The following is a 16,411-nucleotide window of genomic DNA, read 5'->3' on the forward strand; positions in this document are numbered from 1 at the left end:
CACTCCCGGCCGACTACCTCCAGTTCTCACCGTGCGCCGGCTCCGCGCCGCCCCGCAGCCGCTCCTCAAGCGCCATCAGCAGGCCGTCGAGGTCGGGCGCGACGGCCAGGTCGTCGAGCGTGGCCGACGGCAGGAACCCGGAGTCCGCGAGCCCGCGCAGCGCGCCGAGCAGCGGCGTCCAGAAGCCGCCCGCGTCGAGGAAGCCGACGGGCTTGGCGTGGAAGCCGAGCTGCCGCCACGACCACACCTCGAAGATCTCCTCCAGCGTGCCGAGTCCGCCCGGCAGCGCGACGAAGGCGTCGGCGTACTCCGCCATCAGCGCCTTCCGCTCGTGCATCGAGTCGCACAGGACCAGCCGCGTCACCCCCTCGTGCGCCCACTCCCGCTCGACCATGCTGCGCGGCATCACGCCGATGACCTCGCCGCCCGCCTTCAACGCGCTGTCCGCCACCGTCCCCATCAGGCCGCTGCGCCCGCCGCCGTAGACAAGTCCGATGCCCCGCCGGGCCAGCTCCGTGCCGACGGCGGCGGCCAGTTCGGTGTGGGCCGGGTCGTGCCCGGTGGACGAGGCGAGGAAGACGGCGAGGCGACGCATCTGGACTCCGGTTCGGTCGTGGCAAAGGTTCCGGTCTACCACGGGCGCGCACCCGCCCGCCGGGCCCGCGGGCACGTGGGCGGCGGGGCCGCCGCGGGCCCGCGGCCAATATGAACGAAATGACGCGCCCCTCGTCGCGCGTTCCGCTTCCTCCTAGCCTCGATCTGTCTGTACGGGGCATCTTTCGCGCGCCCCGCGCGGCGGGTGCCCGGCGGTCGACCGACGAGGAGGTTGTTCGTGGTGAACGCAGGACGAGCGCGATTGTCCAGACGGCAGGTGCTGGCGGCAACGGCCGCTGGAGCGGCGGGAGTCGGCGCGATGTCCCCGGGCGCGAGCGCGGCCCCGACCGCACGCGACGTAGAGGTGACCGACTACCGGGTGCGGGGGCTGCGGGCGCCCGTCGAGATCGTCGAGGACCGTTACGGCGTCCCGCACATCTACGCCGACAACGAGCACGACGTGTTCCTCGCCCAGGGCTTCAACGCCGCCCGCGAGCGCCTCTTCCAGATCGATCTGTGGCGCAGACGCGGACTCGGCGAACTCTCCGCCGTCCTGGGCCCCGACTACGTCGCGCAGGACCGCGCCACCCGCCTGTTCCTGTACCGCGGCGACATGGACCTGGAGTGGTCCCGCTACGCCGAGGACGCCCGGGAGGTCGCGACCCGGTTCACCGCCGGGATCAATGCCTACGTGGACTGGCTGGACGCCCACCCCGACCGGCTCCCCGAGGAGTTCGGCCTGCTCGGCTACCGGCCCGCCCGCTGGAACCCCGAGGACGTCGTCCGCATCCGCAGCCACGGACTGACCCGCAATCTGACCAGCGAGGTCAAGCGCGCCCAGGTCGCCTGCGCCGCCGAAGTCGACGCCGATCTGGTGCGCCAGGGCCTCCAGCCCGAGCACCGGACGACCGTGCCGGACGGATTCGATCCGTGCGGGCTCCCCGACGACGTGCTCGATGTCTTCGAACTCGCTACGCAGGAAGTCGAGTTCAGTGAGGGTTCCGTTCGCAAGGCGGTGCTGCGCGACGCCACCACCGAGGGCTCCAACAACTGGGTGATCGGAGGCGGCCGCACCGCCTCCGGCCGCCCGATCCTCGCGAACGACCCGCACCGCTCCTACTCCGCCCCGTCCCTGCGCTACATCGTCCACCTCAGCGCCCCGGGACTCGACGTCATCGGCGCGGGGGAGCCGGCCCTGCCCGGCATCTCCATCGGGCACAACGGCACCGTCGCGTTCGGCCTCACCATCTTCCCGATGGACCAGGAGGACCTGTACGTCTACGAGTTGGACCCGGACGACCACGGCAGCTACCGCTACCGGGACGGCTGGGAACCGCTGAAGGTGCTGCGCGAGCGGGTCCCTGTCGCGGGCGAGGACGACAGGACCGTCGAACTGGCCTTCACCCGGCACGGGCCCGTCATCCACGTCGACGAGGAACGTCACCTCGCGTACGCCGTGCGCACCGCGTGGCTGGAGGCGGGCACGTCCCCGTACTTCGGCAGCGTCGCCTACATGCGGGCCCGCAACTACCGCGAGTTCACCGAGGCCATGCGCAACTGGGGCGCCCCGACGGAGAACCAGGTGTACGCCGACGTCGAGGGCAACATCGGCTGGGTCCCCGGCGGCCTCGCCCCCAAGCGCGTCGGCTACGACGGGCTGCTCCCGGTGCCCGGCGACGGCCGCTGCGAATGGGACGGCTTCCACTCCGGCGACGACCTGCCCCGGACACTCAACCCGGCCGCCGGATTCATCGCCACCGCCAACCAGTTCAACCTGCCGCCGGATCATCAGGACATGGGGCTCGGCTACGAGTGGACCAACCCCTTCCGCCACCAGCGGATCGTGGAGGTCCTCTCGCGGCAGCACCGGCACACCATCGCCGACTCGAAGGCGCTGCAACACGACCAACTCTCCATACCAGCGCGCCGGTTGACGGCGCTTCTGGCCCGGCTGAACAGCGCCGAGCCCGACCGTCGCAGGGCCCTGCGGCTGCTGCGCGACTGGGACGCCGTCGAATCCGCGGACTCGGCGCCCGCCGCCCTGTTCGAGGTATGGCTGTCCAAGCACCTCGGCCCCGGCTTCGTACGGGCAGCCGTCCCGAAGGTCGCCGGCATCATCGAGGACGCCGACACCCTCGTCCTCATCGGCGAGTTGGAGAAGCCGGGCCGCTGGCTGAAGGACGCGGCGGCCCGCGACCGGCTGCTGCTCGACACCCTGGGCGCCGCCTACGCCGACGTGCGCAAGCTGCTCGGCGACGACGAACGCGCCTGGCAGTGGGGCAGGCTGCACCACAGCCTCTTCCAGCATCCGGCGTCATCGGCCCTGAGCGACTCCGACCGGGCCCGCTTCGACGTCGGCCCGATGCCCAGCGGCGGCTCACCGGACACCGTCAATGCGGCGACCTACCGCACCAGCGACTTCCTGCACACCAGCGGCCCGTCCTTCCGCGTCGTCCTGGACGTCGGCGACTGGGACAACTCGGCCGCCGTGAACACCCCGGGCCAGTCCGGCGTCCCGAAGGACCCGCACTACCGCGACCTCGCCGAACCCTGGCTCGACGGCGACTACTTCCCGCTCGCCTACAGCCGCGCCGCCGTCGAGAGGATCGCGGAACGCCGCATGCGCCTGATCCCGGCCGAAGGGGACTGACCGGGAGCCACACACCCCAGCCGCCGCAGGGTCGAGAGTGTCTCGGCCCTGCGGCTTTTTGGTGTGTCCGTGGTGGCTCGCGACCCACCTCGTTTGATCGATCATTCGTCAGCTCTTGACGTGCTCTTCATGCGCAAGCAACATCCTCCTGCGCACAGTGATAGTGCTTATCACGCTATGAGAAACCATCCGAGGCGACGAAGCATCGCTCGATGAGAAGAGGTTCAGGTGAAGGCAGGCATCATCGGTCTGGGTGAGGCGGGGGCGCTCTATGCGGCCGGTTTCGTGGAACAGGGCTGGCAGGTCATCGGGTTCGACCCGGTCGACGTGCCCACGCCCGAGGGTGTCGAGCGGGCGGGCAGCATCGAGGACGCCGTGCGGGGGAGCGACCTCGTCCTCGGCCTCACCGGCGCCAAGGCCGCGCTCGCCGTGGCGGAGGAGGCCGCACCGCATCTGACGGCGGGCACCGTGTACGCCGACATGAACGCCGCCGCGCCCGAACTGAAGCGCAGGATCGCCCAGGTCGTCGGCGGCTGCGCCGTGTTCGCGGACGTGTCGGTGATCGGCTCCGTGCCGAAGTACCGGCACCGCACCTCGCTGGTGACCAGCGGCCCGGGCGCCGAGACCGTCGCCGAGTGGTTCGGGGCGCTGGGGGCTCCGGTCGATGTCATCGGCGACGAGCCCGGTGCCGCGTCGGCGCGCAAGCTGTTGCGGAGCCTGTTCATGAAGGGCCTCGGCGCCGTCATCGTCGAGGCGGTGGACGCGGGGCGCGCCGCCGGTGACGAGCAGTGGGTGCGGCAGCAGGTCGCGAGCGAACTCGCCGACGGCGACGCCACCCTCGAGCGGCTCTACCAGGGCACCCTCAAGCACGGCGAGCGCCGGGCCCGCGAGGTGGCCGCGGCGGCCGACCTCGTCGGCGAACTCGGCCTCGACGCACGCCTCGCCGACGCCATCGGCCACGTGCACACCCTCGCCGCCCGCCCCGAGGGGCTGCGGGACACCTCGCGGGTCACCGCCGAACTCGTCGCCGGATACGAAGGTCTCGCCACCGCGAACATCGGGGACGCCACCGACCGTCTCGGCCTCCTCGACTCCGGCATCAGCGCCCTGTGGTCCGGGGCGCGGGCCGTCGGCCGGGCCCTCACGGTGTGGACCCGCGCCGGTGACAATCAGGCCCTCCACCAGGCCATCAAGATCGCCGAACCGGGTGACATCATGGTCGTCAACGGGGAGGGGGACGTCTCCCGTGCCCTGGTCGGAGAGCTGATCGCCGAGCGCGCCCGAGCCCGCGGAGTGGTCGGCATGGTGCTCGACGGCGCCGCGCGCGACGTGGAGGTGCTCGCCGAGATGGGCTTCCCCGTCTGGGCGCGCGCGGTCACTCCGGCAGGCCCCTACAAGTTCGGTCCCGGCCACGTCGGGGTCCCGGTCGCCGTCGGCGGAGTCGTCTGCCGACCCGGGGACCTCGTCGCGGCCGACGGCGACGGCGTGGCCGTCGTCCCCGCCGAGCGTGCCGCGACCGTCCTGGCCGCCGCCCGCGAGGTGGAGGCAGAAGAGGCGCGACGGCGCACCGACATCCGCGCCGCGGCCGCGGCCACGCCAGGAGGAACATCGTGATCGCCGTATGGGCCCTGGGCTGCTACATCGTGGCCATCATCGTGTGGAACGCCGTCCTCAAGCGGAACATCGGCGAGGCACTCATCGTCGGCTTCCTCGTCACCGGCCTGTTCGCCGGCGGTGACATCGCCCATGTCATGTGGGACGGCCTCGTCGAGGCGATGCAGGAGGAGGTCACCTTCGCGGCCCTCGCCTTCGTCTTCATGAGCTATCTGCTCGCCCGCACCCCGGTCCTCGACCACCTCCTGGGCATCCTCAACTCGCTGCTCGGCAGGCTGCGCGGCGGCCCCGTCTACACCTCGACCGTCGCCGCCGGACTCTTCGGGGCCATCGCCCACGTCGGCGCCGCGGTCACCGCCGCGGTCGGCTCGGTCACCATCCCCTGGATGAAGCGGTCGAACGTGAGCGGGGAACTCGCGGCCACCGTCGCCGCGGGCGGCGCCGGCATGGGTGTCACCTTCCCGTTCAGCTCCACCATGTTCATCCTCATGGGCTCGGCGGGCGTCGCCTCCGTCGCCACCACCGACGACATCGTGCTGCCGCTCGCCATCGGCGGCCTGTGGTGTCTCGGCTACCGGCTCGTCGCCGCGTTCGTCATGGTCCGCCGCCACAAGGTGCGGCCCATCGACCGCGCCGACCTGCTGCCGCTGCGCACCAGCCTCGGCGCGGGCTGGACGAGCCTCTTCCTGTTCGTGGCGATCGCGATCCCCCTCGCGCTCACCAAGGGACCGTTCGGGGCCGCGATCAGCCACCACGTCGGGCTCGTCATGTCCGACGCGATCAGCCTCATCACCTGGATCCCCGTCCTGCTGATCGCCACCGTCCTCGTCCTCGGCCGCCGCCACCTGCCCCGCTCCGGCCGCGAGTGGTGGGACGTCCTCGGCGGCGCCGCCCCGCAGTTCGGCGTCATCGGTGTCACCATCGTCGCCGCGTTCTCCGCCTCCAACGTCCTCGGCGAACTCGGCCTGCCCGAACAGCTCACCCAGCTGCTCGCCGGGGTCGAGGCACCGAAGTGGGTCATGGCGCTCATCGTCGGCGTGCTCGTCGTCGGCGTCGCCATCCCGCTGACGGCCTCCGCGACCATGGCCGCCATCGGCCCCGTCGCCGTCACCTCGCTCGTCGGCGCCGGAGTACCCCCGGCCACCGCCTGCGTCGCCGTCCTCATCTTCGCCTCGACCGAAGGAGCCTCTCCCCCGTCCGGCGCCCCCATCTACGTCGCCAGCGGCATCGCCGGCGTCGACCCGGCCCGCACCTTCCTCCCCCTCGCCGGCTACTACTGCGTCCCCATCCTGCTCGTCGGCGCCGCCGTGGCCACCGGCGTCCTCCCCGTCTGACCCGCCCCCATCCCCCCGAACCGGAGGCCCGCTCATGGCACACCGCGTCCTTCAACCGCTCTTCCGGCTGAGCATCGTCGTCTTCCTCGCGGGCGGCACCGTCACCGTCGTCGGCCAGGCCCTCGGCATGATCCTGGGCGACGCGTCCTGGGTGGAGGGCGTCGCCGCCGACGTGGGCCCCGCCACCTGCATCGCAGCCAGCATCAGCGGCATCCTGTCGTTCGTCCTCTCGTACGGGAAGCAGCACGCGGAACACCCGGAGGGCGAGGGCGAACCGGGCACCCAGGCGCCCACGACCACGGCATCGGTCGGCACTTCGTGACCGCCCGAACCGGCTCCTGACGCACGGCGGACACTCGCGGACTGATAAGTCTTATCGGGTCCACGCGTGCCGACCGACGATCCAGGAGTCGCCCCCATGCCCGCAGAGTCCGCCTCCACCATGCGCTCCCTCGACCGGGCCTTCGACGTCCTGGGCGTACTGGAGGACAGCCGCCAGCCACTGCGCCTCAGCGAGGTGGCACGCAGGGCGGGCCTGCACGTCGCCACCGTGCAGCGGATCCTCAACGTCCTCGTGGAGCGCGGCTACGCGGCCAAGGAGGACACCGGCTACACGGCGGGCCCCGCGGCCCTCGCCACCGCCCACGCGTTCCTGGTCACCAACCGGCTCAGCCAGGTCGCACTCCCGGTCCTCCAGGAAATCGCCGCCACCACCCACCTCGCGGCGAGCCTGTTCGTCCGCGTCGGCTCCTCCCGCGTCCTGATCGCACGCGTCGAGGGCCGCAACCCGCTGCGCTACCAGCTCCCCATCGGCGAGAAGCTCCCGCTCCACCTCGGCGCGGGCAAGGCCCTCGCCGCCTGGCTCCCGGAGGCCGAACTCGACGCCTTCGTCAAGGAGACCGCGCCGTTCACCCGGATCTCCGGCGAGCAGGTCGGCGCCGAGGAACTCGCCGCCGACCTGCGCCGGGTCCGCGAGGACGGCTACGCGCTCTCCCTGAGCGAACGCGTCCTCGGCGTCGCCGCGGTCAGCGCCCCGATCAGCACCCACGAGGACGTCATCGGGGCCCTGAGCGTCACCGGGTCCAGTACCGAACTCACCGCGGACGACCATCCGCACCTCATCAGCGAAGTACGCCGGGCAGCCGACGCCATCGCGGCCCGCTGCCCCTGACAGAAAGCACCAGGCCGTGCCCCTTCCCACGTACCAGGAACTCTCGCGGCGCACCGACGCGCCCGCGGGCTCCAGCTGGCATCTGTTCCCCACGAACGCGGAGCGCGGCATGGCCAACTTCGCGGGCCCCCACCAGATCCGCCGCGCCGCGGACTGCGTGCGCAGGGGCGCGGCCTTCAACCTCGACCACGCCCTGGACGCCTTCGACCCGCCCATGTCCAAGGCCCGCGGCGTCCCGCGCCACCACATCACTGCCAAGCACGCACAGGCCCGCGACGACTCCCTCGACAACTTCCACCTCCAGGCCACCACCCAGATCGACGGCCTGCGCCACCGCCGCGCCTCGGGCCACGGCTTCTACAACGGCGTCCCCGACGAGGCGATCACGACAGGCTCCCCGGCGCTCGGCGTACAGCTGTGGGCCGAAGAACCCCTCGCCGGACGCGGACTCGTCATCGACATCGACGGGCTCCTGCGCGACCGCGGCACACCCCTCGACCACACCGAGGGCCCTGCCCTGACCACCGACCTGCTCGACGACGCGCTGCGCGCGCAGGGCAGCTCCGTCGAACCCGGCGACCTCGTCCTCGTGCACACCGGATGGGCCCGCTGGTTCCTCGACGCGGACCCGGAACTGCGCGCCGCCACGCGCGAACAGCGCCGCGCCACCGGCTTCGCCCAGCGCCGCGACTTCGCCGCCTGGTGCTGGGACCACCGCATAGCCCTCATGGCCACCGACACCTTCGCCGTCGAGGTCCTGCCCGTCGCGCCCGACAGTCACTTCCACGACAGCGCGCCCGAGGACGCCGGCATGATGCACCAGGAACTCATCGCCAAGCTCGGCCTCCCGCTCGGCGAACTCTGGAACCTCACCGCCCTCGCCGCCGACAGCCGCCAACACGCCACATGGGACTGCCTGCTGACGGTGAAACCCCTCAACCTGGTGGGCGGCGTCGGCTCCCCGGCGAACGCGACGGCACTGCGTTAGCTCACTGCGCTCCCGCCCCGCCGTCCACCGGCAGCACCGCCCCCGTCACCATCGACGCCCGGTCGCTCAGCAGCCATGCCGCCGCTTCGGCGACCTCGTGCGGTTCGGCCATCCTGCCGAGCGGCGTCGCCGTCCTGACGCGGTCGAGGACGCCGGGCGTCGCCGCTTCCCAGTCGTGGAGCATGTCCGTGGCGGTGCCACCGGGGGTGAGGCCGTTGACGCGGATGCCGTCGGCGGCCCAGGAGACCGCCGCGGTCTCCGTGATGCTGTTGAGCGCGCGCTTCATGGCGCCGTACGCGGGCAGGGCCGGATTCGCCCGCCGGCTGCCGATGCTCGACGTGTTGACGATCGCGCCGCCACCGCCGCGCCGCATGAGCGCGGCCTCGCACGTCATCGCGGTCCACTGGCCGCGGAAGTTGACGGCGAACTGCACGTCGATGTCCTCGTCGCTCGTGGTGTGCAGGGGGCCCGGCCGCTGGGCCGCCGCGCCGTTGTTGAACGCGCCGTCGAGCCGACCGTGCAGCTCCTCCGCACGGTCGACCGCCGCGCGCACGCTGTCCGGGTCGGCGAGGTCGAGACGGACGGCGTCCGCGACACCGCCCTCGGCCCGGATCTCCGCGACGACGCGCTCCAACGCGTCCGTGCCGCGCGCGGCCAGCACGACGGCGGCGCCCTCCCGGGCGAAGAGGCGGGCCGCCGCCGCGCCGATGCCCCGGCTCGCGCCGGTGATGAACACGACCTTGCCGGACAGCAGGCCGATGGGTGCGGGTGTCATGTGGGTTGTCATGAGGCGAGTGTCGGCGCGGCCCCGTCACCCGATACAGGCACAACCGGTACCAGGATGCGCCGCCGCCGCGGAGGCACACTGGGGGCATGGACAAGCAGGAGCTCGGCGCGTTCCTCCGCAGCCGCCGCGAACGCCTCGCCCCGCGCGACGTCGGCCTCCCCGCAGGACCGCGCCGCAGGACACCGGGGCTGCGCCGCGAGGAGGTCGCCGTTCTCGCACACATCTCCACGGAGTACTACATCCGGCTCGAGCAGGGCCGCGCGCCCCGCCCGTCGGCCGAGGTACTGGCCGGGATCACCGGTGCGCTGCGACTCACCGACGCCGAGTCCGACCACCTCCACGTCCTCGCCGGCACCCCGCCGAACCGGCGGCGGCTGCACCGGCGCGACGTCCGACCGAGCATCCTCACCCTCCTCGACCGGCTCCCGCAGACGGCCGCGTTCGTCACCTCCGCCGTCTTCGAGGTGCTCGCCTGGAACGACCTGACCGCCGCGCTCATGGAGGACTACGCCCTGCTCGCCCCGGAGGAGCGGAACCTCGCGCGCCGCGCCTTCCTCGGCCCGCAGCACCCCGACGCCCCGCTGTACGGGCTCTCCGACGCCGCCGAGTTCCGCCACCACGTGGTCATGGACCTGCGCGGCGCCCTCGCCCGCTACCCCGACGATCCCGCCGTCACCGGCCTCGTCGACGAACTGCGGGAGGGCAGCGCCGAGTTCACCCGGCTGTGGGAGCGCCGTGACATCCAGTCCGCGCCGACGCTCACCAAGACCTTCCACCACCCCGTCGTCGGCGACGTCACCGTCGACTGCGACGCCCTCGCGCTCACCGACCGGGACCAGAACCTCGTTCTCTACAGCGCCCCGCCCGGATCGCGCGACGCCGAGACGCTGGCCCTGCTCGCCGTGGTGGGCGCGGACGCGGGCATGACGCCGTGACGGCCCTGCGAAGGCCCTGTCGGTGTGCGTGAAGGGTTCATCGCATGCTCTTCATGGCTTTGACCTCGGGAGACAACGGTAAATAGGTTCGGGCGCCGAGTACTTGACCTGCCGCCACGGATCGGAGCCCTCCCGTGTCATCCCCCGACGCGTTGTCGTCGTACGCCTTCAGCGCCGAGAACCCGGTGACCGCAGCCCCCGACTGGCTGCGCGACAACCTCGGCACGTTCGTCGGTGTTCCGCTGCGGATCGTCCTCATCGTGCTCGGCGCCATGGCGGTGCGGGCGCTCGCCCAGCGGGCCATCACCCGCACCGTGAACCGGGTGCTCGAGGCCAACGAGCAGGACGGCGAGCCGCGTCGCAACAACCGCGGCCCCGCAGTCCTCCAGCGCGACTCCTCCCGCGCGCAGGAGCGCCGCGAGCAGCGGGCCCGCACCATCGGCTCCGTGCTCAGCAGCATCGTGACCATCGTCATCACGGTCATGGGCCTCGGCATGATCCTCGACCAGATCGGCATCGCCCTCGGCCCGCTCCTGGCCAGCGCCGGTGTCGTCGGCCTCGCGATCGGCTTCGGCGCGCAGAGCCTCGTCGCCGACTACCTCGCCGGCATGCTCATCATGATCGAGGACCAGTACGGAGTCGGTGACTCGGTCGACCTCGGCGAGGCCGTCGGTGAGGTCGAGCAGGTCGGCCTGCGCCTCACCCAGGTCCGCGACCTCAACGGCGGCCTGTGGCACATCCGCAACGGCGAGATCATGCGCGTGCGCAACGACAGCCAGGAGTGGGCCCGCGCCGTCCTCGACGTGTCGGTGGCCTACGACTCGAACCTGGAGAAGGTCTTCACCGTCCTGGAGGAGACCGGCATGTCCCTGCGCTCCGAGGAGGAGTACAAGGGAGTCCTCCTGGAGGACCCGTCGGTGTGGGGTGTGCAGTCCATCGAGGCCGACGGCATCGTGGTCCGGCTCGTCGTGAAGACCGCCCCGCTCAAGCAGTGGGCGGTCACCCGCGAGCTGCGCCGCCGCGCCAAGGAGGCCCTCGACGCGGCCGGCATCGAACTGCCCTTCCCGCAGCGCGCCGTCTGGGTGCGCACCGGCAAGGACGCCGACGCGGACGACGAACGCGCGTCGGTTCCGATGTCGCGCTGACGTCTCTTCCGCAGCACGCGGCGCGGCCTGTCAGAGCAGGCCGTGCCGCGGCGGCAGGGTCCCGTTCAGCACGTACCTGCCGATGTGCTGGACCTTCCAGCGGGTCGGATCGTGCAGCGTGTGCGTCCGGGCGTCCCGCCAATGCCGGTGCAGATTGAGCGCGTTCAGGGCCGACCGGGTCCCCGACACCTCGAAGAGCGCACCGGCGACGGACACCGCCGCCTCCGCCGCCCGCACCTTCGCGGCGGCCACGGCGACGGACGCCTCCGCCGCCGACGCGTCGGTGAGGTCACCGTGCGCCGCGTCGACCGCGCGGCCTGCCTCCCGCAGCAGGGCCCCCGCCGCCCGCACCTCCAGGGCGAGTTCGCCGAACCGCTGGATCAGCAGCGGGTCGTCGGCGGCGGATTCGAGGCCGCTCTCGAACCACGGCCTGCTTTTCGTCCGTACGAACTCCGCCGCCTCCGCGAGGGCGCCGTCCGCGATGCCCGCGTCGATGGCCGCGTGCAGCAACTGGGCCGTCGCCCCGTGCAGTTGCGGCCCCTCGAACGTCAGATGGTGCGGCAGCACCCGGTCGCCGGGCACCACGACACCTTCCAGGCGGACCGTCCCGCTGGCCGTCGTCCGCTGCCCCATCCCGTCCCAGTCGTCGACCACCGTGAGCCCCTCGGCGTCCCGCGGCACGTATGCGACGTGCGGCCGGTCGTCGTCGGCGAGCGCGAGGACGGGGATCCAGTCGGCGAACAGCGCGCCCGTGCAGTAGTTCTTGACACCGGTCAGCAGGTACGAGCCGTCGGGGCGCGGCGCGAGACGGGTGCGGATGTCCTGCACGTGCCGGGTGCCCGCCTCGGACTGCGCGTTGCCGAACCGACGACCCGCCAGCAGCTCGGCGTAGAAGAACTTCCGCTGCTCGGCGTCGCCCTGACGGCGGATCACGTTGACGTACGCGAAATGGCTCTGCGGAATCTGCGCGAGGCTGGCGTCGGCCGAGCCGAGCAGCCGGAAGACCTCCGCGAGCGTGACGGCGGAGACGTCGGCCCCGCCGTACTCGGCCGGAACCGTCACGGCGAGCAGCCCCGACTCCGACAGCCGGTCCAACTCGGCGCGCGGCAGCCTGCGTTCGGCGTCCCGCTCGGCGGCCCCGGCCCGGAACTCCTCGGCCAGTGACGCGGCCACGGCCAGCGCCTCGGCGTCGTCGGCGATGACACGGACGGCCATCCGCTCAGCCCGCCGCGGCCAGGACGGGCCGGCCACCGAGCGTGGCCGAGAACTGTTCGACCAGCGGATGCAGGGCCTCGGCGGCGGCCGGTGCGAGGGCGAAGGAGCCGTCGGCGCCGATGGTGATGTCCTTGTCGAGGGTGAACCAGCCCGGAAGGATGTGGTCGGGGCCCATCGAGGAGAGCACCGGGCGCAGCGCGTAGTCGATGGCCAGGACATGGGCGGCGGAGCCGCCGGTGGCGAGCGGCAGCACGGTCTTGCCCGCGAGGGCATACTGCGGCAGCAGGTCGAAGAGCGCCTTGAGGACACCCGAGTACGACGCCTTGTAGACCGGAGTCCCGACGACGAGCCCGTCGGCGCGGGCGACCAGGTCGGCGGCCTCGACGATCGCGGGATGCCGCGGGTCCGCGCCGAGCAGCGCGTCGGCAGGGACGGTGCGGATGTCCAGCGGAATCACCTCGTGGCCCTGCGCGACCAGCCTCCGGTCGAGGTGGCGCAGGAGGCGGCCGGTGCGGGAGGTGGGGGAGGGGCTGCCGGAGACGGAAAGGACGGTGGCCATGGTGCTGCCTCTTTCAGGGGTGGCCGGGCGCCCGCGCGGGGCGGGCGCCCGGTGCAGGGACGGTCAGGAGTACCAGGTGGGTTCGGGCAGTTCGCCCTCCAGGACCCAGCGGCCGACCTCGCGCCGCTTGTACGCGACAGGGTCGTGGAGGGTGTGCGTGCGCACGTTGCGCCAGAACCGGTCGAGGCCTTCCTCGGTGGCCGTGGCGCGGGCGCCGGTGACCTCGAAGATCCGGTTGCCGACCTCCAGGGCCACTTCCGTGGCACGTGCCTTCACCGCGGCGACCCGCACCTCGAAGGCGCCGCGGGCCTCGGCCGTGACCGCGTCCGGGTCGTCGTGCAGCCGCTGCCCCTCCGCCGCGACGGCGTCCGCCAGCGCCTCCACCGCCCACAGCTTCGCCGTCAGATCGCCGTAGATGTCGATGACGTACGGCTCGTCGACCGCCCGCTCGTACGGGCTGTGCAGCCAGGAACGGGACTTGGTGCGCGTGTACGTGGCGGCCGTCTCCAGCGCGCCAGCCGCGACGCCCAGGTAGAAGCTGACGAACACCAGCTGGATCGTGGGGACGTTGAGGGTGTTGTAGACGCGCGGCTTGAACTCCTTGTCGACGTAGCCCGCCGCCGACGACCACGGGGTGCGGACACCGTCGAGGGTGACGCCGCCGCTCTCGGTGAGACGCTGGCCGATGTTGTCCCAGTCGTCGTGGAAGACCAGGCCCTCGCTGTCGGACGGGACGATCGCGAAGACGTGCTGGTCGGTGCCGGAGAAGACACCTTCCAGAACGGTGACGTCGGAGACCCGGCTGCCCGTGGAGAACGACTTGCGGCCGGTGAACACCAGGTCGTCACCGTCCTCGGTCACCACCACGTCGTCGTCGCGCGGGTTGACGGCGCCGCCGAAGAACCACTGGTTGCGCGCCGCCTCCGCCTCGACGTGCTCCCACTGCTCGCGGGTGCCGACCAGGCGGGCGGCCCAGTTCCACAGGTAGTGGTAGCCGAGGAGCTGACCGATGGAGCCGTCGGCCTTGGCGACCTCGCGCACCACGCGGTACGCGGTGGGCCAGTCCTGGCCCGCGCCACCGTGCTCGACGGGGCCGAGGAGGGTGACGAGCCCCGAGTCCTTGAGGAGCCGCACCTCGGCGTGGGGCGCGGCGCCCGCCCGGTCGCGGGCGGCGGCGTCGGTGGCGAGGACGGCGGACACCTCGGCGGCGCGCGCGATCCACTCGTCGGCGGTGGCGGGCGCGGGCCGGGTGCGCCAGTCGGCGGGCGTGACGGTGCTCATGGGGTACCTCCCTGGTACAGGTGTGCGGGGGAGTCAGGCGAGGGTGGAGGACTCGAACTCGGCCTGCCTTTCGGGGGCGTGCTCCTCCAGCTCCCGTACGAGGGGCAGCACACGCCTGCCGAAGTACTCGACCTCCTCGTGGTAATGCAGGAAGCCGAGCAGGAACAGGTCGACGCCGAGCCGCTTGTAGGCGACGATGCGCTCCGCGATCTGTTCGGGCGTGCCGATGAGGCCGGTGCGGAAGCCGTCGTTGTACTGGACGAGGTCGGCGAAGCCGGAGTCCTGCCACATGCCCTTGCCGTCGGACGTGGCCTGTCCTGCCTGTCGCACGGCGTCGCGGAAGCCGTGGACGGCGTCGGTGTCGGCCTTCGCGACGATCTCGCGCAGCGTGTCGTGCGCCTCGGCCTCGGTGTCGCGGGCGATGAGGAATCCGTTCAGGCCGAACTTTGGCGGGGTGCGGCCCGCCTGGGCGGCGGAGGCGCGTACGTCCCGGATCTGCTCGGTGACGCCGTCGAAGTCCTTGCCGTTGGAGAAGTACCAGTCGGAGACCCGGCCGGCCATGGCGCGGGCGGCGGTGGAATTGCCGCCCTGGAAGATTTCCGGGTGCGGCCGCTCGGGGGTGTTGAGCGGTTTCGGTTTCAGGGAGAAGTCCCGCAGGCGGTAGAAGTCACCGGCGAGTTCGGTGTGGTCCTCGGTCCAGGTCTGACGCAGGGCGCGAATGAATTCCTCGGCGCGGCGATAGCGTTCGTCGTGCTCGAGCCAGGGTTCGCCGAGCGCGGTGAACTCGCCCTTGAACCAGCCGGAGACGACGTTCACCGCGAAGCGGCCGTTCGACAGATGGTCGGCGGTGGCGCCGAACTTGGCGAGGACGCCGGGGTGCCACAGGCCCGGGTGGACGGCGGCGATGACCTTCAGGCGTTCGGTGGCGAGCAGCAGCGCGAGGCTGAAGGAGGTCGACTCGTGCTGGAACTCGGCGCCGTAACTGGCCATGTAGCGGACCTGACTGAGCGCGTACTCGAAGCCGTTGTTCTCGGCGAGGACGGCGAGTTCGCGGTTGTACTCGAAACCCCAGTCGGTGCGCTGTTCGATGGTGCTGGTGACGAGTCCTCCGCTGACATTGGGGACCCAATACGCGAATTTCAGGGGAGCGGCGGGCATGTCGTCGAGCGTGGCAGCGGTCGCGAAACAGGGTCAAGGAACGGGGAACCCATTTCGCGCCGCCGACAACTGGATTTCACGCCCCTGTGACAGTCGCAATCCGGAACGCATTCCTGAAACAATTACGCAGCAATCTCTCCCAGTCGCTCCACGAGCAGAGCGGCCTCGTCGGCCGCCACCCGGATGTCGAAGACGTCGTCGAGCAGCTTGGGCACCTCGTGCGGCCGCACGGTCTCCGTCACCGGGTCGCGCCCCGGCCGATCCGTCGTCCACACCAGCGCGTCGAGCGTGTCGTGCCGGTCCGTGCGCAGCCGCTGGATGTACGGGCGGGTGACGAACGGGGAGCGGGGATGCGTGGCCACGAAGTGGTTCCCGACCGCGTAGTCGATCGGATACTGCGGGTTCTCCGTGAACACCTGCCGCACCGTCCAGCCCTCGGGCCCCTCGGGGCCTTCCCCGCGCTGATGCACCGCCCAGCCCTCCGAGCCGTGCGTGACGACCTGCCGCCGCAGCAGATACGGCCACGGCCCGCCCTCACTGGTGCCGCCGTCCACCAGCTCGATCGGCTCCAACGGACTGGCCCCGAACCCGATGTCGGTCAGCCACCGCCGGCCCTCCACCTCCACGATCAGCATCGCGTGCGTCGCCGGACGCGGCGCGGACGAGTCCGCCCCGAGCTGCACCCGCCCCGACACCGCGGTGAACCTGAACCCGAGCTTCTCCAGCGCGGCGGCGAACAACACGGTGTGCTCGTAGCAGTACCCGCCCCGCCCCCGCCGCACCAGCTTGTCCACCACCGACGGCACATCGATCCGCACCTCGCGGTACAGAAAACTGTCGATGGTGTCCCACCGCATCCCCAACACATGCGCCCGCTGCAACCCCCGCAGGGTCTCGAGCGTCGGCGCCCGCTCCCCTTCGAACCCGAGACGGGCGAGGTAGACATCCAGGTCGAGTTGCTCGCTGCTCCACATGACGGG

At 71.8% G+C, this 16,411-nt stretch carries 15 protein-coding genes; 8 read left to right on the forward strand and 7 right to left on the reverse strand.

Annotated elements, in window-relative coordinates:
• Positions 1 to 13 precede the first annotated feature (13 nt).
• On the reverse strand, positions 14 to 595 hold the full coding sequence (locus ACTWJ8_RS36390) for a TIGR00730 family Rossman fold protein (RefSeq protein ID WP_443261751.1): 582 nt from the start codon (positions 593 to 595) through the stop codon (positions 14 to 16).
• Positions 596 to 913: 318 nt separating this feature from the next.
• On the opposite strand from ACTWJ8_RS36390, the gene ACTWJ8_RS36395 reads away from it, so the two are divergent.
• From ACTWJ8_RS36395 to ACTWJ8_RS36420, 6 genes are all read left to right on the forward strand, one after another.
• Positions 914 to 3,244: a penicillin acylase family protein gene (locus ACTWJ8_RS36395; RefSeq protein ID WP_443261752.1), complete on the forward strand. Its 2,331-nt coding sequence runs from the start codon at positions 914 to 916 to the stop codon at positions 3,242 to 3,244.
• Positions 3,245 to 3,472: 228 nt separating this feature from the next.
• Positions 3,473 to 4,858 (forward strand): DUF1932 domain-containing protein, encoded by a 1,386-nt coding sequence (locus tag ACTWJ8_RS36400; protein WP_443261753.1) that lies wholly within the window; start codon positions 3,473 to 3,475, stop codon positions 4,856 to 4,858.
• Positions 4,855 to 6,192, forward strand: a complete 1,338-nt coding sequence (locus ACTWJ8_RS36405; RefSeq protein ID WP_443261754.1) for a TRAP transporter large permease subunit — start codon at positions 4,855 to 4,857, stop codon at positions 6,190 to 6,192. The genes ACTWJ8_RS36400 and ACTWJ8_RS36405 overlap by 4 nt, the downstream gene beginning before the upstream one ends.
• Positions 6,193 to 6,226: 34 nt before the next feature.
• Entirely contained in the window at positions 6,227 to 6,514 is a 288-nt protein-coding gene (locus tag ACTWJ8_RS36410) for a hypothetical protein (protein WP_443261755.1), read from the forward strand.
• A gap of 96 nt (positions 6,515 to 6,610) precedes the next feature.
• The gene (locus ACTWJ8_RS36415; RefSeq protein WP_443261756.1) at positions 6,611 to 7,363 is read left to right on the forward strand and encodes an IclR family transcriptional regulator; all 753 of its coding nucleotides are present in this window, start codon (positions 6,611 to 6,613) and stop codon (positions 7,361 to 7,363) included.
• Between the two features lie 16 nt (positions 7,364 to 7,379).
• The gene (locus ACTWJ8_RS36420) at positions 7,380 to 8,351 is read left to right on the forward strand and encodes a cyclase family protein (protein WP_443261757.1); all 972 of its coding nucleotides are present in this window, start codon (positions 7,380 to 7,382) and stop codon (positions 8,349 to 8,351) included.
• A 1-nt stretch (position 8,352) separates the two neighbouring features.
• Here the strand turns inward: ACTWJ8_RS36420 and ACTWJ8_RS36425 are convergent, their stop codons facing one another.
• On the reverse strand, positions 8,353 to 9,138 hold the full coding sequence (locus tag ACTWJ8_RS36425) for an SDR family NAD(P)-dependent oxidoreductase (protein ID WP_443261758.1): 786 nt from the start codon (positions 9,136 to 9,138) through the stop codon (positions 8,353 to 8,355).
• 86 nt (positions 9,139 to 9,224) lie between these two features.
• On the opposite strand from ACTWJ8_RS36425, the gene ACTWJ8_RS36430 reads away from it, so the two are divergent.
• The gene (locus tag ACTWJ8_RS36430) at positions 9,225 to 10,073 is read left to right on the forward strand and encodes a helix-turn-helix transcriptional regulator (RefSeq protein WP_443261759.1); all 849 of its coding nucleotides are present in this window, start codon (positions 9,225 to 9,227) and stop codon (positions 10,071 to 10,073) included.
• A gap of 134 nt (positions 10,074 to 10,207) precedes the next feature.
• Positions 10,208 to 11,218: a mechanosensitive ion channel family protein gene (locus tag ACTWJ8_RS36435; protein WP_443261760.1), complete on the forward strand. Its 1,011-nt coding sequence runs from the start codon at positions 10,208 to 10,210 to the stop codon at positions 11,216 to 11,218.
• 30 nt (positions 11,219 to 11,248) lie between these two features.
• Here ACTWJ8_RS36435 and ACTWJ8_RS36440 read toward each other — a convergent pair whose 3' ends face one another.
• From ACTWJ8_RS36440 to ACTWJ8_RS36460, 5 genes are all read right to left on the reverse strand, one after another.
• The gene (locus ACTWJ8_RS36440; protein WP_443261761.1) at positions 11,249 to 12,433 is read right to left on the reverse strand and encodes an SfnB family sulfur acquisition oxidoreductase; all 1,185 of its coding nucleotides are present in this window, start codon (positions 12,431 to 12,433) and stop codon (positions 11,249 to 11,251) included.
• A gap of 4 nt (positions 12,434 to 12,437) precedes the next feature.
• Positions 12,438 to 12,992: an NADPH-dependent FMN reductase gene (gene ssuE / locus ACTWJ8_RS36445; RefSeq protein WP_443261762.1), complete on the reverse strand. Its 555-nt coding sequence runs from the start codon at positions 12,990 to 12,992 to the stop codon at positions 12,438 to 12,440.
• Between the two features lie 63 nt (positions 12,993 to 13,055).
• Positions 13,056 to 14,273 (reverse strand): acyl-CoA dehydrogenase family protein, encoded by a 1,218-nt coding sequence (locus ACTWJ8_RS36450; protein ID WP_356372918.1) that lies wholly within the window; start codon positions 14,271 to 14,273, stop codon positions 13,056 to 13,058.
• 33 nt (positions 14,274 to 14,306) lie between these two features.
• Positions 14,307 to 15,431, reverse strand: coding sequence for a dimethylsulfone monooxygenase SfnG (gene sfnG, locus ACTWJ8_RS36455; protein ID WP_356372916.1), 1,125 nt, complete (start codon positions 15,429 to 15,431; stop codon positions 14,307 to 14,309).
• Positions 15,432 to 15,553: 122 nt separating this feature from the next.
• A complete protein-coding gene (locus ACTWJ8_RS36460) occupies positions 15,554 to 16,405 on the reverse strand; it encodes an arylamine N-acetyltransferase family protein (protein WP_356372914.1) in 852 nt (283 codons plus the stop codon).
• Positions 16,406 to 16,411: the final 6 nt, after the last annotated feature.

Origin of the sequence: Streptomyces sp. SDT5-1 (assembly GCF_052245995.1) — a bacterium.
GTDB lineage: Bacteria > Actinomycetota > Actinomycetes > Streptomycetales > Streptomycetaceae > Streptomyces.